General features: G+C 37.5%; 21 protein-coding genes. 9 read left to right on the plus strand and 12 right to left on the minus strand.

Going from position 1 to position 19,086, the window contains the following annotated elements; translation table 11 throughout:
• Positions 1 to 364 precede the first annotated feature (364 nt).
• The 8 genes from TE34_RS09690 to TE34_RS09720 form a co-directional block, all read right to left on the minus strand.
• A complete protein-coding gene (locus TE34_RS09690; RefSeq protein ID WP_053075043.1) occupies positions 365 to 1,135 on the minus strand; it encodes an ABC transporter permease in 771 nt (256 codons plus the stop codon).
• Complete coding sequence (locus TE34_RS09695) at positions 1,135 to 2,046, minus strand: ABC transporter ATP-binding protein (RefSeq protein WP_047984626.1); 912 nt, start codon at positions 2,044 to 2,046, stop codon at positions 1,135 to 1,137. The genes TE34_RS09690 and TE34_RS09695 overlap by 1 nt, the downstream gene beginning before the upstream one ends.
• A complete protein-coding gene (locus tag TE34_RS09700) occupies positions 2,046 to 2,237 on the minus strand; it encodes a PLD nuclease N-terminal domain-containing protein (RefSeq protein WP_047984627.1) in 192 nt (63 codons plus the stop codon). The genes TE34_RS09695 and TE34_RS09700 overlap by 1 nt, the downstream gene beginning before the upstream one ends.
• Positions 2,238 to 2,261: 24 nt before the next feature.
• Positions 2,262 to 3,362 (minus strand): DUF1648 domain-containing protein, encoded by a 1,101-nt coding sequence (locus tag TE34_RS09705; RefSeq protein ID WP_047984628.1) that lies wholly within the window; start codon positions 3,360 to 3,362, stop codon positions 2,262 to 2,264.
• Entirely contained in the window at positions 3,363 to 3,752 is a 390-nt protein-coding gene (locus TE34_RS09710) for a GntR family transcriptional regulator (protein ID WP_047984629.1), read from the minus strand. It lies immediately after the preceding gene.
• Positions 3,753 to 4,476: 724 nt separating this feature from the next.
• Positions 4,477 to 4,599: a YfhE family protein gene (locus TE34_RS21035; RefSeq protein ID WP_157037619.1), complete on the minus strand. Its 123-nt coding sequence runs from the start codon at positions 4,597 to 4,599 to the stop codon at positions 4,477 to 4,479.
• Positions 4,600 to 4,735: 136 nt separating this feature from the next.
• Entirely contained in the window at positions 4,736 to 5,290 is a 555-nt protein-coding gene (locus TE34_RS09715) for a GNAT family N-acetyltransferase (protein ID WP_047984630.1), read from the minus strand.
• A 267-nt stretch (positions 5,291 to 5,557) separates the two neighbouring features.
• Complete coding sequence (locus TE34_RS09720; RefSeq protein WP_047984631.1) at positions 5,558 to 6,460, minus strand: TIGR01777 family oxidoreductase; 903 nt, start codon at positions 6,458 to 6,460, stop codon at positions 5,558 to 5,560.
• 71 nt (positions 6,461 to 6,531) lie between these two features.
• Here TE34_RS09720 and recX point away from each other — a divergent pair, with 71 nt between their 5' ends.
• A complete protein-coding gene (recX, locus tag TE34_RS09725) occupies positions 6,532 to 7,353 on the plus strand; it encodes a recombination regulator RecX (protein ID WP_047984632.1) in 822 nt (273 codons plus the stop codon).
• A 240-nt stretch (positions 7,354 to 7,593) separates the two neighbouring features.
• On the opposite strand, the gene TE34_RS09730 is transcribed toward recX, so the two are convergent.
• Positions 7,594 to 8,253: an SDR family NAD(P)-dependent oxidoreductase gene (locus tag TE34_RS09730; protein WP_047984633.1), complete on the minus strand. Its 660-nt coding sequence runs from the start codon at positions 8,251 to 8,253 to the stop codon at positions 7,594 to 7,596.
• Positions 8,254 to 8,350: 97 nt separating this feature from the next.
• Here TE34_RS09730 and TE34_RS09735 point away from each other — a divergent pair, with 97 nt between their 5' ends.
• From TE34_RS09735 to TE34_RS09750, 4 genes are all read left to right on the plus strand, one after another.
• Positions 8,351 to 8,686 carry a YfhH family protein gene (locus TE34_RS09735; RefSeq protein ID WP_047984634.1) on the plus strand — a complete coding sequence of 112 codons (336 nt, stop codon included), beginning with the start codon at positions 8,351 to 8,353 and terminating at the stop codon, positions 8,684 to 8,686.
• A gap of 209 nt (positions 8,687 to 8,895) precedes the next feature.
• On the plus strand, positions 8,896 to 9,456 hold the full coding sequence (locus TE34_RS09740; protein WP_047984652.1) for a TetR/AcrR family transcriptional regulator: 561 nt from the start codon (positions 8,896 to 8,898) through the stop codon (positions 9,454 to 9,456).
• A gap of 13 nt (positions 9,457 to 9,469) precedes the next feature.
• On the plus strand, positions 9,470 to 10,927 hold the full coding sequence (locus tag TE34_RS09745; protein ID WP_047984635.1) for a DHA2 family efflux MFS transporter permease subunit: 1,458 nt from the start codon (positions 9,470 to 9,472) through the stop codon (positions 10,925 to 10,927).
• Positions 10,928 to 10,968: 41 nt separating this feature from the next.
• Entirely contained in the window at positions 10,969 to 11,400 is a 432-nt protein-coding gene (locus TE34_RS09750; RefSeq protein ID WP_047984636.1) for a universal stress protein, read from the plus strand.
• Between the two features lie 49 nt (positions 11,401 to 11,449).
• Here TE34_RS09750 and TE34_RS09755 read toward each other — a convergent pair whose 3' ends face one another.
• Positions 11,450 to 12,436 carry a metal-dependent hydrolase gene (locus TE34_RS09755; protein ID WP_047984637.1) on the minus strand — a complete coding sequence of 329 codons (987 nt, stop codon included), beginning with the start codon at positions 12,434 to 12,436 and terminating at the stop codon, positions 11,450 to 11,452.
• 85 nt (positions 12,437 to 12,521) lie between these two features.
• Here TE34_RS09755 and mutY point away from each other — a divergent pair, with 85 nt between their 5' ends.
• The 4 genes from mutY to TE34_RS09775 all read left to right on the plus strand — a co-directional run bounded on the left by mutY (position 12,522) and on the right by TE34_RS09775 (position 16,788).
• The gene (gene mutY, locus TE34_RS09760) at positions 12,522 to 13,595 is read left to right on the plus strand and encodes an A/G-specific adenine glycosylase (protein WP_047984638.1); all 1,074 of its coding nucleotides are present in this window, start codon (positions 12,522 to 12,524) and stop codon (positions 13,593 to 13,595) included.
• 107 nt (positions 13,596 to 13,702) lie between these two features.
• The gene (locus TE34_RS09765; RefSeq protein WP_047984639.1) at positions 13,703 to 13,876 is read left to right on the plus strand and encodes a gamma-type small acid-soluble spore protein; all 174 of its coding nucleotides are present in this window, start codon (positions 13,703 to 13,705) and stop codon (positions 13,874 to 13,876) included.
• Positions 13,877 to 14,061: 185 nt separating this feature from the next.
• Positions 14,062 to 14,592 carry a nucleoside tri-diphosphate phosphatase gene (gene ntdP / locus TE34_RS09770; protein ID WP_047984640.1) on the plus strand — a complete coding sequence of 177 codons (531 nt, stop codon included), beginning with the start codon at positions 14,062 to 14,064 and terminating at the stop codon, positions 14,590 to 14,592.
• Between the two features lie 450 nt (positions 14,593 to 15,042).
• Positions 15,043 to 16,788 carry an ABC transporter ATP-binding protein gene (locus tag TE34_RS09775; protein WP_047984641.1) on the plus strand — a complete coding sequence of 582 codons (1,746 nt, stop codon included), beginning with the start codon at positions 15,043 to 15,045 and terminating at the stop codon, positions 16,786 to 16,788.
• A 47-nt stretch (positions 16,789 to 16,835) separates the two neighbouring features.
• Here TE34_RS09775 and TE34_RS09780 read toward each other — a convergent pair whose 3' ends face one another.
• Positions 16,836 to 17,615, minus strand: a complete 780-nt coding sequence (locus TE34_RS09780; protein WP_047984642.1) for a hypothetical protein — start codon at positions 17,613 to 17,615, stop codon at positions 16,836 to 16,838.
• Positions 17,616 to 17,753: 138 nt separating this feature from the next.
• Positions 17,754 to 19,049: a glutamate-1-semialdehyde 2,1-aminomutase gene (locus TE34_RS09785; protein ID WP_047984643.1), complete on the minus strand. Its 1,296-nt coding sequence runs from the start codon at positions 19,047 to 19,049 to the stop codon at positions 17,754 to 17,756.
• Positions 19,050 to 19,086: the final 37 nt, after the last annotated feature.

Raw genomic sequence — 19,086 nt, forward strand, 5'->3', positions numbered from 1 at the left:
GAGAACGTATATGTATAAGACTTACAACGAGTTCTTTAAGGAGCTTCATCGAAAAAAGAGTAAAACATCTAAAGGACGACAGAAAGTACCCGATCACAAGAAAAAACAAACGGAGTTTGAAGGAAGTATAGCTATAATTAAGCCACGAAAGAGAAAGTAAATCACTTAATATCCACAACAATAAAATATGTAAAAAAATGGGAACAAGGTCTAAATAACTCCCTGTTCCCTTTTTTAATTTTATATACCAAAATTAATTGTAAAAAAAATATTATTATAGGTTATTTTTACATTGGCGCAATACTATTGGGACAGTCCCTCACCGCTTTAACACTTTAAAGCAGTGAGGACTGTCCCCGTTAAATTATGCCATTTCTTTGTGTTTGAAGATTTGTCCTGAGAGTAGGACTAATAGGATAGAGATACCAATGGTTACAACTCCGGTAATCATTAGGTCATTACTCACTTCTCCGACCTTAATAGCTTCTATAATATATCCGGAAAGATTATTTGGGCTCCAATCAAGTACGTGATTAAAGATATTTGTAGTAATGCTCATCACCATGATTGTTAATATCGTAAAGAATACGACTAATCCTGCTGATTTGACAAGTGTATTATAGAAAATGGATAAGGAAACAACTAATGTTAGCCAAATACCATAAAACAACACAGTTATCATTAAATCACCAAACGATAGATTGCCGAAAAGAAGATTAATATAGTACCAGCTGACTAACAGACCTAAAAATAGTGATACCCATACAAGAACTAAGTAAGCAACCCACTTGGCTGTAATATAATTCAAGTACGAAACAGGTTTAACTAACACAAGTTCTGAAATCCCACTTTTTCTTTCGCCTGCAATGGTTCCCATTGAGATTAAAACAATGACTAATACCCCTAACATACTTAGCTGTGCAAGACTCATCATCATTACATCAGCCGGTGCGTACTCCGGTAATTCAAAGACTGCACCCTCCATACCACCTACAGAATCAATAATTTGTGGTAAGTAATAAGTAGTTATTGGATCCATAATCGAGAGCAAAATTATTACTAAAGGTACCCATATCCACTTTTTATTCCGCCAGTTTTCCAACAGTTCCTTCTGAAATAACGTCATCCATTGCATTATGATTTCACCACCCTCATAAACATATCCTCTAGTGAGGCTTGATTAATAGAAAACGTTGTAATCGGCCAATTTTCCTCTGTTGCTACTGCTAAAATCTCTTCCCGAGCATGGTTTATATCTGATACCGTAATAAACATCATATTGCGTTCGATTTTTGTGCTTGAAATACTTTGCAATGCGTCAATTTTATCCTGATAACTATTAATATCATCTTCTACCTGTAATTCAAAAACAGTAGTTTGATATTTTTTGCGTAGTTCAGAAAGGGAGCCTGACTCAATAATATGCCCCTGGTTTAGTAAAATAAGTTCGTCACTAACCTCTTCCGCATCATTTAAAATATGTGTCGAAAATAGAATCGTCATATCTTGTTTTAGTTTTTCCATTAGCACGAGAACATCTCGGCGACCAAGTGGATCAAGGGAAGCAACTGGTTCATCTAAGATTAGAAGTTTTGGTTGGTGAATAATTGCTTGTGCAATACCAAGTCGCTGCTTCATTCCGCCAGAATATCGAGAAATTCGTTCATCACGTGCTTCCTTAGAAATTCCTACTTCATGCAGCAACTCATCTGCTCGCTTTGCAGCTACTTCTTTTGAGAGCTTTGCTAATTTCCCACTATAAATTAAGAACTCTCTTCCAGTCATCCAAGAGTGGAAGGCAGGATATTGCGGCAAATAGCCAATCATGCCCCGAAGATCCTGATTTGCTTTCATGGATTCAAACTGAATTGCTCCTTCTGTCGGCTTCAATAAGCCTGCGAGCGTTCGTAGTGTTGTAGTTTTACCAGCACCATTTGGACCAATTAGGGCAATACATTTGTTATGACCAAATTCAAAGCTAATATGATCTACTACTGTCTTAGCGCCATATTTTTTAGTTAGATTTTCTACGGTTAATAAACTCACTAACGCTGTCTCCTTCCGAAAATAAAGTAGAGAATAGGGCCAATTATGTTAGCCAACAAGATGATCAGTGCCCACATCCATTTAGGGCCATTTGTTTCTTTTACTTTTACTAAATCAATAATCGCAACGATTACTAAAATAAGTTGGATGATCAGCAAAGGTGCAATAACTGCCCAATTTATACCTACCATAAAAACATCTCCTATCAATATAATTTACATTCCTAATAAATAAGGAATTCCTATCGCTAATAAAATAATTCCTAAGAAGATTAACCACGCAACTGGTTTTCCCAAGTTAATCGTCCAACCAACTCCAAAACGTTTTTCAAGAAAGATTGCCGGGTCATTTGGGTTGAAATAGAAGACACCTAGTTTCCAATGTTTATCATCGTCACGATCGATTACCTCGCCATTGCTTCCTGTAGAAACTTTTACACGACTACCGCCTTGACCAGTCGTAATGGATAAAATAATCGCCCAAATTGTAATTATTCCTGCAAAAACTAGTGGAATGATGGTCATTAGCTGCTGGTTCATGTTGAAAATAAAGGAAAGCTGAATAAAAGCAAATAATAGTGCTAAGCCTATTCCAGTACTTATAAGATAAGCAGACCATCTACGTCTAAAGATAATATTTTGCTGCAAAGATTCTTTCGGTCTCTCTGCACTTATTTGTTGCTTTGCTTTAGCGATCATCGTATTTAAGAACATAAACAATAGTGTAAGATAAAGGCTCATAATAGGCATCAGTAATAGAGACTTTGGCGATTTAGTAGCCCAGTTTGTAATTTCTCCATCGAAGTTATATTGCATTGGAATCTTCTCTGGAATACGGTCATACAAAACAAATGTTAATGCAATGATCGCAATGGTAATGAGAAATGAAATACCGAACCAAAGGTTAGAATGATTGAGCTTTTCTTTTCTGAATTCCGTAGAGATAAATACTTGTTGCGCCTTTTCTTTACCCCATTGTTCAGTTTTCTTTAGTCGCTTCATCACACGGTGGAAAAATAAATAAATGAAAAAGGTACCAATAAGATATAGGAAAATAAGTGCTGAGAAGATAAAAGCATAGGTGCTTTCATCAATTCCTTCTGAAGAACCTAAAACTAAGAAAAGAGCGGTGACTAATATACTAGCTAAAGCTGTCCATAGCACGTATTGTTTACGAAGCTTTTTTATATTGCTATTGGAGTAAACACCTTCAGGAATTGTTACCCCGAAGCTTTCCGTTCTTCTCGTCCAATAAGGAATAAACATCATCGAGATAAAAGCTGGAAATAGAATAAGTAATAGATATATCATATTCATTTACGTTGATCCCCCTTTATAAGTTTCAAAAATGGTCGAACATAACTTTAGAAATTCCTCTTCACTAACATCCCTACAAATAGACTCAGCAATAAGGGGGCGCAAATTCTTATTAAGCTGATTCTTAAAACTGTCATCTGCTTTTGGTACGCCATCCGGATTTACAACAACTCCCTTTTGTCTATGGATGAGAATAAAACCATCCTGCTTGAGTTGCTGATAAGCCTTATTAACGGTATGAAGATTAATTCCAATATCAGCTGCTAGTGATCGAACGGAAGGAAGTCCCTCTCCAGGAAGCAATTCCTTACGGGCGATCCCTTCAATTATTTGGTGGACTAATTGCTGATAAATTGGTTCGTTTGATTCAAAATCAAGATTTATAAACACATATAGCACACTCCTTATTATGATGTGAATGCTGGTTGACTAGTTTGGTCATTTTTTTTTGGTTGCGTTGTATATCTGTTGCAGTAATGGTATAACAGTTAGAACATGGTGTCAATAGTAAGATGAAAATTTTTAGGGAGGAGGGTGAGCTGTGGTCTTGCGCATTAGTTTAGCTAGGGCTAATCATCAACTTGGCTCAAATACAGTCATGAGATGCTGAATAGAAGCCCTCTAATCGTCAACTTAACAGGGGAGTTAGTCTGAGATAAAGAATAGGAGCCTTCAAATCGTCAACTTAACAGGGGAGTTACTCTGAGATAAAGAATAGGAGCCTTCAAATCGTCAACTTGAAAGGGAAGTTAGTCTGAGATAAAGAATAGGAACCTTCTAATCATTAACTTGGCTAGAAATATAGTATGAGATAATGAATAGAACCACTTTAAATAGCATTTCGACTGGTAATGGTTAGTACAGTGAGGAAAAGAATCGTTACAACTTCTGTAAAGTAGAGCGAATAAATTACTAACAGCTTTATCCACATAAATATGCTCATTATATGTACACAAATAGAAATTACCCACATTATCCACAATGACATGTGTATAAATATTAACATGTCATTGTGGATAAAATGGCAGGTTATTATTGTATCTTTCAAAAGTTATCCACAAACAAATAGAGTTAATGTGCATAACTCCTTAAATCAAAAAAAGGACCGAAGCAATTAGCTTCGATCCCCTCTTACTTTAGCTCTTGCACGGTCTGCGCGTTTAAATTCCTTTTGGTACAGCACTTCCTGAGTTTTGTTTAAAAACTTGTCTCTTACTTCACGCTTTTCTCTTGCCATGGTTATCCCTCACTTTTTTCTAGCGAATGACTAACAAAATAACAATCTTACTGAAGTTCACTTTAATGCTTAGAATAACCAATTCTGTAATTTTTATACAAAAAATGCCCCACTAAAGGGGCATAATTCATCCGTATTAAACTACCTCATCATCTGCATTTGCTTCAAGATGTGCAAATTGTTGATAAGAAAGGTAATGTTCTCTGGAAATCGCAAAAATATCGTAGATTTCTTCCATTTGATTTACTTTTTGGTAGATTTCTGGGTAAATGGTGTTACCTAAGGCTACGTAGGGAAGTTTAAGAACGGCTTTCGTGGAGCGGATGTTGGATTTTCGAACTTTCATGAAGATAGTCTCGATTTCATAATCGAAGAATAACTCATCGAAAAACTGTTCCTTAGCAAGGCGGTTATATCCTTTCCCGAAATAAGGCTGGCCAATCCAAGTTGCCAAAAAACCGTGATTGTTTTCAATATCAAACAGGTTGATGGTACCGATTGGCTGTTGATATTCATCTACAATCGTCCTAGAGATCAACTCACCATGTTCCTCTGCTTCAATTGTCTTCTTGGTGATGAAGTAAAATTCATCTGATGTTGCTGCTTTGTGTCTTACATATGGAAATACATCTGGGTGTGACATCAGCTCATACAATACTGGCACCTCATGTAGATCACGCTTTTTTAGCATAGAAAAACCCTCCTTATTTGCGCAGGAGGGTATCTTGAAGGTATCCAAAGAAAAGGGAACCTAGTTGGCATGCCCACCCGCGAATTTTTATTTAAGTACAACAAAAATTCGGGGTGGGAATCGAACCCACTAGAACCAGTCTACAACTGGTGGCGCACCATTTGCCTTCCCTATTATATTTTTCGTTTCGTTTTGTAACAATACATATAATACTATGAAATTCTCAAAAAGGGAACTACTTTTTTTACAAAAATATCGACAAAAATATTAATTTTTCTTTACACGGCTAAAAACCTGATTTAAAGCCATTTCGAGGGTAGGATAGTTAAACGTAAATCCGTAGTCAAGTGCTTTATTTGGCATGACATACTGCCCCTTTAAAACAAGTTGACTCATTTCCCCAGTTACCATTCGAACTAGTGGGCCGGGAGTCGGAAACCAGTATGGACGGCGTAGAGTCTTTGCTAAAATTTGATTGAATTCCTTATTCCTAACAGGATGAGGTGAAGTAACGTTAAGTGGGCCAGATATATTTTTGTTTTGTAGGGCAAATAGAATTAAATCGACTACATCATCGATATGTATCCATGATGTCCATTGCTCACCTTTTCCAACACGGCCACCAACAAATAATTTCGTAGGAAGTGACATCAGTGGTAGTGCACCACCTTCACGACCTAAAATTACACCAAACCGAGCAAACACCGTACGAACATTCAGTTCCTCCGCTTGTTTTGCCGTCTTTTCCCATTCTACAACCACATCTGCTAGAAAATCATTGCCAGGCTTCTCAGTCTCTTCTGTGAATATAACCTCATCCGATATGCCATAAAAGCCCACTGCGGAACCACTTATAAACACTTCAGGCTTTTGATTCAAATTAGTCAGGAGGTCGATAAGTTTTTGAGTAATTTCCAATCTGCTAGATTTAATTCGTTCTTTCTTTTCTTTTGTCCAATAGCCGAATAAACTCTCGCCCGCCAGATTAATAACACCATGAATCGCTGGTAAGCTTTGTATGTCATCAAAAGTAATATAAGACGTATATTCTGTATTGGAAAACTCTTTAGGCGTACGCGTTAATATATATGTATGATACTCTAGAGAAGTCAGTTTTTTGACGAGTTTTTTACCAACAAAACCGGTACCACCTGTGATTAACAAATTCATGAAAATCTCCTCACTTCTGGTAATCTAAATTTATTATTATCATGTTATGATGGACAAAAGGGGGAAAGAAGATGCCAACAAAAATTAGCCGAATTACAACACAGAAAAAAAGCAAACAACGTTATAATATTTATCTAGTTGAAGGTGAAAAGGATAAGTATGCATTTAGTGTTGATGAAGCGATCTTGGTGGAATTTGGACTCCGTAAGGGACTGGAGCTTGATGATGAAACAATTGACCTTCTTATAAAAAAGGATACCATTCAAAAATCCTATCTGCTAGCAATCAATTACTTAAGTTATCGCATGCGATCTCAAAAGGAAATTCATAATTACTTAGTAGAAAAAGAAGTAGATCCTGAACATATAACAATCATAATTAAACGCCTAACTAAAGAAGGTTTAATAAACGATAAGCAATTTGCAGAAAGCTTTACCATTACACGTATCAATACGACGTCAAAGGGTCCTCAGTTAGTAAAACGGGAACTGATTGAAAAAGGAGTGGCCCCAGCCATTGCAGATGAAGCGGTTACTCTTTATACCTATGATACACAATTAGAAAAAGCAATGAAATGGGTTAACAAAAAAATTAGCTCGAGCAAGAAAGAATCCTTCCAAAAAAAAGTCGAACAACTTCGCATGACTTTAATGCAAAAAGGTTTTACATCGGATGTAATTGGAGAAGTATTACTGCAGATAGTCGACAATCGAGATGATTCAGCTGAGTGGGATTCTTTAGTATACCAAGGTGAAAAACTCGTCCGTAAATTTGCGCCAAAGAAGTCGGGTTATGAGCTTAAGATGAAAGTAAAAGAAGGCCTATATCGGAAGGGGTTTCAGGTGGATTTGATTAATCGGTTTATAGATGAAGAGTTAGTGGAGGAAGAGTGAGGACTTGTCAGTGGGACAAGTCCTTTTTGGTTGTGTGCGGCTAGCTGATCTTCAACCGTTATCATGGGGACATCAACCGAAATCTGCAGACTATCAACCGTTTAGTGCAAATATCAACCGAACCCGCAGAACATCAACCGCTTACGGAAAACATCGACCAAAATCAGCTGCGCATCAACCGCTCACAGAAAATATCAACCGAACCAGCAGAACATCAACCAAACGCCTCTTCACCAAACCCTACTTATCAATCACAATCTTCGCCCGACCATCGTCATCGGCAAAAATCTGCTTTGCTACAACTTCAGGTCCTTTCAAACGAGATGGATCTGACACATGTGTAGAATTATTCCAAAATGGTGTGTTCATACCACCCATGTAAACAGCTGTAATACGGAAGTCCTCATCCGCCCATTCTTTTTGAAGGGATTCAGTAAACCCCCGAACGGCAAATTTGCTTGCACAATAAAGTGATTCATTTACTTTCCCACTTAAGCCTGCGGTTGAAATAATCGTTAAAATTCTACCTTTACTCTTACGAATTAGAGGTAGAGCAGCTTGAACGGTTAGTATTGTTCCTTTTACATTCGTATTTAATGTTGCATCGATGTCGTCTACGTCATAATCATCTACTGGTCCGAAAATTCCGATACCAGCATTATTAATAAAAACATCCAGTTCACCTATCCGCTGAAAAGCGATTTGGATCGAGGCGATTTCTTTGACGTCGCAAAGGACAACTTCAGCTTGTCCACCTTTTTCCATAATTTGATGACGAACGAGTTGTAGTGGATCATTATTTCTTCCTAATAAAAATACGTTATAGCCATGTTCAGCATATTCGAATGCAAGTGCCTTTCCTAGACCTGTACCAGCACCTGTGATTGCAACTGTAGGCATTATTAGAACCACCTTTTGTCATTTAATAGTGTATAACCATTTTCATTGTCTTAAATTGTTGATAAAATGTAAAGTGAGTTGAAGGGAGACGACACATATGAATTATCGCTATAGTGACTTATCTGTTGAACAATTACTTAGCTTAGTAGCAGAATTTAAAGAGAAAGCGCAAAAAGCGGAGCAATTAGGTAATATTAGTGAAGTGCAAGTTTATGAAAGAAAAATGCAATTAGCTTTAGCATATACATTAAACCCAGAAGACTTCAAACCGGGTAGCACATATGAGTTTCGTCATGACCCAGGCCACCAGTTTAAAATTAATTACTTAGAAGGTGTATTCGCGTGGGGGCATCGCATTAATCTGTTAAACGAAGTGTATGAAAAGGAAGAAGCAATACCAATTTCACTGTTAGGTAAAAAACTAGATAACTAATCTTGGGGAAGAGCAGTTTTATTAAAAACTAGCTCTTTTTTGCTGTCTTTATAAACAATACAAAACGAACAATATAATCGCTTTAAGGATGAATAGGAGTGGATTCCCTGGATTGTAAAGAAAAATTAATAAAAAAAAGTACTAGAAATTCTAGAAAAAGTTTTGATATAGTTAACAAACCGGTCGGTATGTGGAGGTGTACTACGGAAATGGATACTAGATCGCAAATAATCGAAATAGCGACAAATCTTTTTCAGCATAAAGGATATAAGGGTGTCGGAATTAATGAGATTTTAAAAGAATGTAATCTGACAAAAGGTGCACTCTATTATCACTTTCCGAATGGAAAAGAGGAATTGCTAATCGCATGTCTACAGGAAATGAACGTGACGATTACAAATAGCATAAAAAAAATATTTAATAAACATCAAACTACTCGTGAAGCAACCAGTGCCATGATACAAAAATTAGTAGCCGACTTTAACCAAAAAGGTACGATTACGGGTTATACATTCAGTAGTATCGTGAGTGGAATGGATTCATTGAGTGAAGCCATACGGGATGCCTGCAACAGTCTTTACATGGAGATTCAGGGGATTTATTCGAATAAATTACAAGAAGAAGGAAATTCAAAGGAAGTAGCTGACTCAACTGCTTTACTCATGACAGCTACGATTGAAGGTGCCGTTATGCTTAGTTCAACGAAGAAATCAGCTGAGCCATTAGAGCAGATTGCACAGGTATTACCAAAGGTTAGTTTAGGTAGTTAAGAAGGAGATAGTTATGGAATCACATATTCAAGTTAGAAAACCGAAGGCAATGGCATTTGTACTGATGTTAGGTGCTTTCTTAGGATTATTTGGGGAAACAGCATTAAACATGGCATTAACGAATATTATGGATGAATTCACAGTAAAGCCAGCAACTGCTCAGTGGTTAACAACTGGTTATTTACTAACATTAGGAATTCTAGTACCTGTTACAGCATTGATTATGAAATGGTTTACAACTAGGCAATTAGTCATTGGTGGTATCGTTATTTCACTTGCCGGTGCAGTACTAGCAGCATTATCATTTACCTTTCCAATGCTATTAGCAGGGCGTATAGTACAAGCAATTGGAACGGGTCTTATTTTACCAATTATGCTTACCGTAGTTTTACTTATATTCCCGATTCAAAAACGTGGAGTTGTCATGGGAATCGTAGGGTTAGTTATTACGACTGCACCTGCAGTTGGTCCGACATTGTCAGGTGTCGTTATTTCGACATTAGGTTGGCCGTATATTTTCTGGATTAGTGCCATTCTATATTTATTTTTAGTAGTAGGAGCTTTTGCAGTTATTACGAATGTATCGGAAATAACGAAACCAAAAATAGATGTACTGTCAATCTTACTTTCCAGCATCGGTTTTGGAGGAATCATCTATGCGTTTAGTACTTTGGCTGAAAGATCATTTTCTGAGCCGATTGTATGGTCACCATTATTAGTTGGTGTTATAGCACTTCTCTTATTTGGAGTCCGTCAATTCAAGATGGAACAACCGATGATTAACTTACGTGTTTTCAAGTATCCGATGTTTACATTAGGTACATTGATGATGTTCTTAAGTATTCTAGTCATTTTATCAACAGCAATTCTATTACCGCTCTATTTAAAAGGAGCTCTATTATTAAGTGCAGCCCTAGCAGGTTTAATGCTTTTACCAGGGAACATAGTGAATGTTGTCCTTTCTCCAATTGTAGGAGCTTTATTTGATAAATGGGGAGCTCGTTATTTTGTTATGATTGGATCTATTTTTGTCCTACTAGGTAATATCATGTTTGTAACGGTTCTTTCATCAACTACACCGGTATGGCAAATTATCGTTGCCTTCATGATTTTATTTATCGGGTTAACAATGGTTACCATGCCATCTCAAACGAATGCGATGAACCAGTTGCCTCGTCATATGTATGCGGATGGTTCAGCTGCAATGAATACATTGAATCAGGTAGCTGGTGCTGTTGGTACTGCACTTGCAATTACCATTTTTACAATGGGGCAAAATGCACACGGCGCCGAGTTCCCCACTGCAACAAATCCAGAAATTCTAGCTGCTGGTGTTAAGTATGCATTCTACTTTATTACAAGTATAGCTGTGATTGCATTAATTAGTTCTTTCTTCACGAAGAATAGTACGAATCCAAATGCAAAAGTCTCATCGGAAAGAGTTGCCAAAAACGATATAAAAGTAAGCTAATTAAAGGTATATAATTAATATATAAGAAGGGGGAGTATGACATGGCAAATTACTATAAACATATTATTGTTGCAGTTGATGGATCGAAAGAAGGAGAGTATGCTTTCCGTAAATCCATTGATGTGGTAAAGCGTAATCCAGGCTCTACTCTTTATGTTACAAACATCATCGATAATCGTACAGCATATGGAGGTTCCGTTATTGAACATATTCAGAGGCAATCTAAAGAATTACTTCGAAGTTATCACAATCAAGCTAAAGCAGAAGGAATTGAACAGGTAAGAATAATTAGTGAATATGGTTCACCAAGAAGTGCCATATCTGTGGACCTGGCAAAGAAGGTTGAAGCGGATTTAATTATCTGTGGTGCAACCGGTCATAATGCGGTAGAGCGATTTCTTATTGGTTCCGTATCAGAGGCAATCGTTCGTACTGCTAAGTGTGATGTATTAGTAATCCGCACACCTGAGTAATATAATTAATGAGGGAAGCCACTAATAAATAGTGCTTCCCTCATTTTAATTAGATAGGATTATCTCCAACATATAGTTTGTTTTGTAGTTTATGCTCTGAGAAAATCCAACCAGTATAGGAACTAATAATGTCGTGCTCATCATTTATTTGGACTACAGCAACGAATGGATAATATGTCTTGGAGCGATAGCGCAAATCAATGAATCGAACTTCAGTATAATCATCATACTCACTTACTTCCCACCGATAGACAGGAGAGAAGGATAAGAATGCAGCTACATTTTTATCTTGTATTGCGATATCAATAATAGGTGAGTCAGGTAATGGGATTTTCTCGAATTCATCAACTATCTCAATATGCCCATTTTCAACTATACCAACATAAAACATAGTTGGGGTTGTAATTGCCACTCTCCAGTAATTCTGCTTAATGGTAGGTGATGTAGCAATTTCAGTTGTATTCGGAAAGTATTCTTGGATAGTTTTAACAATTTCTTTTTTATCCATATACCGCTTGATGTAATATAATATAATTACTGAGTAAATGACAAGCCAAGTATATCCTGGATGCGCACCGAGTAACCAAGCGACAATACCAGCAAGGTGCAGGGTGAAAATATACGGATCAAATGTATTAATAAACCCGTGGGCTATCCACCTATTCGTAAATGGACGATACGCTTGGGTACCGTAAGCATTAAAGATATCCACAAACACATGGAGGATAACAGCGAAGGCAGTCCATCCCCACAAATGCCAAAAGTTGACTTGAGGAACAAAAAGATGGATTAGGCTTGCAATTAATACTCCCCAGAATATAACGGCAGGGACAGAATGGGTAACACCACGGTGGTGCCTAATGTATGTTGCATTGTTTCGTAATTTTAATACAGTATCAAAATCAGGTGCATGAGAGCCTACGATGGACCCAACGAGAACTGCGTTGAAAAGAACTGGGTCATTACCGACGACAGGATCAAGCGTCGATAGGCCTGCTATTGCAACTCCCATGACGATGTGGGTTCCAGTATCCATTAAGCGTTTCCTCCTAGTATCTATTTTATAGAGGTAAGTGTAATTTTTTAGTGTGTTTTTAGTGTACCATAAAGGAAGTGTTTATATGACAGTACAGGATACAACGTTACAAAATTTTAATATTTCTACTTTTCAAGAGGATCTGCTTTCTTGGTATTATGCCAACAAACGAGATCTACCTTGGAGAAAAGACCACGACCCATATAAAGTGTGGGTATCTGAAATTATGCTCCAACAAACAAAAGTCGATACGGTAATCCCTTATTTTCATAACTTTTTGGAAAAATTCCCAACACTTTATGACCTTGCAACAGCGGATGAACAGGAAGTGTTAAAAGCATGGGAAGGGCTTGGTTATTATTCAAGAGCACGTAACCTCCAACATGCTGTCCGGGAAGTTGTCGAAAATTATGGAGGAAAAGTTCCAGATAATCCTAAAGAATTAGAAGGCTTAAAGGGGATTGGTTCTTACACGAAAGGTGCCATTTTATCGATAGCCTTTAATCAACCAGAACCTGCTGTTGATGGTAATGTGATGCGCGTATTTTCACGGGTACTGAATATTGATGATGATATTGCTCAAGCAAAAACGAAGAAGTTGTTTGAGTCAGTGACGAGGGAAGTTATTTCTCATGAAGATCCTTCATCTTTCAATCAGGCTATTATGGATCTAGGAGCAACCATTTGCACACCGAAATCCCCAGCATGCTTAATTTGCCCAGTGCAGCAACACTGCCAAGCGTTCGAACTTGGAGTTGAACAACAGCTTCCAATCAAAACGAAAGCAAATAAAAATAAAAAGTTATCTTATGCAGCATTGTTGATTAAAAATCACCAAGGAGAAGTAGCAATCGAGCAACGCCCAGAAGATGGTTTGCTTGCGAATCTCTGGCAATTTCCTATGGTTCCACTACAAGATATAACTACAGACCTCATTGAAAGTTGGTTCTATAGTCAATATGGTATGGAAATAAGACTAGGACAGAAGCAAGGCAAGCTCAAACATGTTTTCTCCCATTTAACCTGGTATCTGGAGATATTTGAAGCAGAACTATTAAGGGATATTCAACCCACAAATAAGGTGATTCTCGTTGGAGAAGATGAGCTAGAGTCGTATCCTTTTCCGGTATCTCATCAAAAAATGATGCAATTCCTCTAGTAGACATAGCTTGCTATCACCATACCATAATATTCCAGATATTTTACTTTGATTGAATGGATAACAAAAGTATTACTGGAGATAGTATTATTGTCGGAGGTGATAATATGGCTAAAAATCCTAACAAAACTGCTTCAGGTACAAACGTTCAGCATGTGAAGCAGCAAAATTCGCAAGCTAAGTCTGGTCAAGGACAATATGGTACTGAGTTTGCTTCTGAAACAAATGCTCAAGAAGTTAAAAAGCAGAACCAACAATCTCAGGCTAATAAAAAATCATAATTACCTACCCTCGAATTTTTGAAGAGCTTCCTTTCTCCCGGAAGCTCTTCTCTTTTGTATTATTTGCTTTATACTTTATATTTTATTGCCAACCCCTTATAATAGATAGAAAAATACCTGTCGACTTATAGGGATACGTACCCTATCTACATTTTGCGTAAGTTTCTAGAATGGGAAGGGATTAGATGGCTGCTCCGAGAGCTGGTAAAGATATCAAAATACAGAGCTATAAACACAATGGCAATTTGCATCGTGTTTGGGAGAGCACGATAGTGTTAAAAGGAACAGAACAAATCGTGATCGGAGCAAATGACAAGACCCAAGTGTTGGAAAGCGATGGCCGTACTTGGATTACGCGAGAGCCTGCAATATGCTATTTCCATTCCAAGCATTGGTTTAATGTTATCGGCATGCTTCGTGATGATGGCATCCACTACTACTGTAATATTAGTTCACCGTTTGTATATGAGGAGAATTCCATTAAGTACATAGACTATGATTTAGATTTGAAAGTTTACCCTGATATGACATATGATTTATTGGATGAAGATGAGTACCAGGTCCATCGTGAACGGATGAATTATCCGGGTGTACTCGATCGAATTCTTTATAATAATATTGAGGATTTACAGCGATGGGTTCAACAACGAAAGGGTCCTTTTTCTCCGGGATTTGTTGATCAATGGTATGAGCGGTTTCTTACATATAGATTTTAAGCTATTGCGTAATAATAACCTTGTTACATTTTGTAGCAAGGGTTTTGCTTTTTTAGGGTATATTGATTGTAAGAACAAAAAATTCAGAGTTAAACGTAGACCGCAGCCAGTATACACTTCGCTTTCCGCGGGCGGCTGGTGAGCCAGGCTACTACTTGAATAAGCATCCTTGCTGCCTTGCACCGAGGAAGCCTTCTTCGTAGCGTTACTCGTAGACGCAGGTGCATCTTTGCGGGGTCTCACCGATGCCTTTCCTCCCGCAGGACAAGGAAGGCTTCGGCAGCGATACCTCGCACGCAGAAAAAGCGCTCTTCTTTTTCAAGGAGTCTACGTGTATACTCGCTGCTCCGAGGAGATACCCTATTTGAATTTCAGCCCTAAGAAACGAACTCATGTAATTCATACTAAATAATCATTATAAGACTAAATAACAAAAGAAAGTTGATGTATATGAGCAGCATTAAGCAGTTTATGGAGTATGTTAAACCATATAAATGGAAGATTGTCGTAACGATTCTTATTGGTATAGTTAAGTTCGCTATTCCATTGTTAATACCATTAATATTGAAATATGTGATTGACGACATTATTAACAATAAGGATTTAATTGTAGATGATAAAATTACCACTCTCCTTTGGATGATGGGTGGAGCATTCGTCATATTTCTAATCTTACGTCCACCAATTGAATATTATCGTCAGTATCTTGCCCAGTGGGTGGGGAATAAAATACTTTATGATATACGAGACAAACTCTTTGACCACATGCAAAAACTGAGCTTGCGATACTATTCTACGACAAAAACCGGCGAAATAATTTCCCGGGTAATAAATGATGTCGAACAAACCAAGAATTTCGTGATTACTGGCTTAATGAATATATGGTTAGACTTAATTACGATATTTATCGCAATTGGTATAATGTTGTATATGGATGTAAGTCTAACACTCGTATCAATTATATTATTTCCTCTTTTTGGATTCTCGATTAAATACTTCTATGGAAGGTTACGTCGTTTAACTCGTGAACGTTCTCAAGCACTTGCGGAAGTTCAGGGGCACTTACATGAACGAGTGCAAGGTTTTCCAGTTACACGTAGTTTTGCATTAGAAGATTATGAGCAGAAAGCATTCGATAAAGAGAATAGTAAGTTTCTAAATAAAGCATTAGAGCATACGAATTGGAATGCAAAAACATTTGCAGTAACGAATACTATAACAGATATAGCACCACTTTTAGTTATTACTTATTCAGGGTATCAAGTAATTATTGGAAATCTTTCTTTAGGTACCATGATGGCATTCTTTGCCTATTTAGAAAGAGTCTATAGTCCATTACGTCGATTAATTAACTCTTCTACCGTGCTAATTCAATCAATAGCTTCTATTGATCGTGTCTTTGAGTTTATGAATGAGAAATATGATATATCTGACAAACCAAATGCAATTAATGCAGAGCGCGTTCATGGTGATATCAGTTTTGACAATGTTTCATTCCAATACGATGATGATAGCACGGTATTGAAAAATATTAATCTAGATGTCAATCAAGGGGAAACTATCGCACTTGTAGGAATGAGTGGTGGTGGAAAGTCCACTCTAATTAGCCTTATACCACGTTTTTATGATGTAACAGGCGGAGCGATTAAAGTAGATGGAATCGATATTCGTGACTTCGAAGCGAGAACACTTAGAAATAATATCGGAATGGTATTACAGGATAATATATTGTTCGGGGATACGGTTGCGATGAACATTCGCATGGGTAATCCACATGCTAGTGATGAAGAAGTTATTGAAGCGGCTAAGGCTGCCAATGCACATGATTTTATTATGGAATTGCCACAAGGCTATAATACCTTAGTGGGAGAGCGCGGTGTGAAGCTCTCTGGAGGACAGAAACAACGTGTAGCTATTGCTCGAGTATTCCTGAAAAATCCACCAATACTTATCTTTGATGAAGCTACATCTGCTTTAGATTTAGAAAGTGAGCACATGATTCAGGAAGCGATGGAAAAATTAGCTTCGGACCGAACGACCTTTATTGTCGCTCACCGATTAGCAACGATTACACATGCTGACCGCATTGTAGTTATTGAAAATGGAGAAATAACAGAGGTTGGGTCGCATTCAGAACTGATGGAGTCTAAAGGTAGTTATTATGACTTGTATCAAGTGCAACATTTAGATGATTAAAAAGGAGCCACCAATAAATCATTATTGATTTGTTGGTGGCTTTTACTTTAATTATTATCTCTAATTTCCCAATCCACCTCGACTTTTCCTTTTATCCCATCCCCGTTAATAATAATGCGATATATACCATCCTCAGGAACTTCTACTGCATGCTGATTAACCGTTTCTTCCATTCCCATGTAGTTATCTAATCTGTTTCGAACATGGTAGCCATGACCACCACCATTTTCATTAGTAAACTCAACAGAAAATAAGATGATCTGGCCTTGCTGTGCTTCAATAGGAATTTCATGTTTTCCATTAAAATAATCAAATGTTGCCTGGTACGACAAGTTAGTTTGTTCCTCTTTCCAATTTACTTTGGTAGTGAAGTCAATGTTTGCCATAATGATAAGTACTATCGGTATCACGAAAGCCACGACATAACGGAGTATTTTACTCTGCTTGGTTAAGTAAATACCAAATAGAAACAGTAAAGCACTAGCAGCCCCAATGGAACCTGCAATAATGGTAAACATAATTCCTTCCATATAAATAATAAAAGGTATAAATCCAAAGAGTATGTATAATCCAATTTCAGTAGAACGGCGCTTATTAGAGAGTTTTAGTTTGATAAGGTCTATTATCATCGAAGAAACGATCCCGTAAACAAAAGGCATTACCCAGAAAAACCAACCAGAAATTGCCTCACTAAACTCAAACCAATCCATTTCAGTGACTAATAGAACATAAACTGCAAAGATGCTCGCTAAAAAACCTGCACCAGAGAGTTTGGAAATAAGGTATAAAATCGTTTTACGAAACGGAGTATTTGGCATAGTTTCCATCCATAATCCCTCCAAAAATGTATATGTTTTCCATAATATTATTATATCATGTTATATATTTGGGTGTTCATACATCAAATAGTAGTTAAAATAATATAAAAGACAGCCTAACAATATATGTTTGGCTGTCTTTGCAAATTAATTGCTCATTTCCTTAAATGCATTCCCAACTGCCTCGATCGTCTCATCAATGTCAGCTTCGGTATGCTCGGTTGTAATAAACCAAGCCTCATATTTAGATGGTGCTAAGTTTATTCCTTGGTGAAGCATTAGCTTGAAAAACTTACCAAATGCTTCTCCGTCACTAGCTTCTGCACCAGCATAATCAGTGACTTCATCCTTACTACCAAAGTAAACAGTTAGTGCTCCACGTAGTCGATTGATAGAAATGGTCATACCATTTTCTTCTGCTTTCGCCAATATTCCTTTTTCTAAACGTGCACCAAGCTTGTCTAGTTTTTCATAGACACCGTCTTGTTTCAGAACTTCTAAACAAGCAATACCAGAAGCCATGGATGCTGGGTTACCAGCCATTGTTCCGGCTTGGTATGCCGGTCCAAGTGGAGCGACTTGTTCCATAATATCTTTACGTCCACCATAAGCACCGATAGGAAGTCCACCGCCGATGATTTTACCCATTGCTGTCATGTCTGGCTCGATTCCATATACTTGTTGAGCACTTCCATAAGTGAATCGGAAAGCAGTAATTACCTCATCATAGATAACTAGTGCACCTGCTTCATGAGTTAAGTCGTTCACAGCTTGTAAGAACCCTTCCTTAGGCTCCACAATTCCAAAGTTCCCAACGATTGGTTCCACTAGTACACAAGCTAGTTGGTCGCCCCATTTATCAAGCGCATCCTTATAAGCATCAATATCATTAAATGGTACCGTAATGACATCTTGTGCAACTGATACAGGGATACCCGCAGAGTCTGGAGTTCCTAAGGTGGAGGGGCCTGACCCCGCTTGCACTAGTACTGCGTCAAAGTGTCCGTGATAACTTCCTGCAAACTTGATTACTTTTGTACGACCTGTGTATGCTCTTGCTACACGGATGGTAGTCATTACTGCTTCCGTACCAGAATTAGTGAATCGAACCTTTTCTAAAGAAGGAATTGCCTCTTTTAACATTTTGGCAAATTTATTTTCTAAAGGAGTAGGTGTTCCATATAATACGCCGTTTTCCGCAGCATGTTTAATCGCTTCTGTAACATGTGGATGAGCATGCCCTGTGATAATTGGTCCATATGCTGCTAAATAATCAATGTATTTATTTCCGTCGACATCCCAGAAATAGGCCCCTTTTGCGGTTTCCATATATACTGGTGCCCCGCCCCCAACTGCCTTATATGCACGAGATGGTGAATTTACACCACCAACAATATGTTTTTGCGCTTCTTCGTGAAGTGCTTCTGAATTTGTAAAGTTCATGTTATATCCTCCTATGTAAAAAGCAAATTGCTTAAAG

It is taken from the genome of Ornithinibacillus californiensis, from assembly GCF_001038485.1.
Lineage (GTDB): Bacteria > Bacillota > Bacilli > Bacillales > Amphibacillaceae > Ornithinibacillus > Ornithinibacillus californiensis.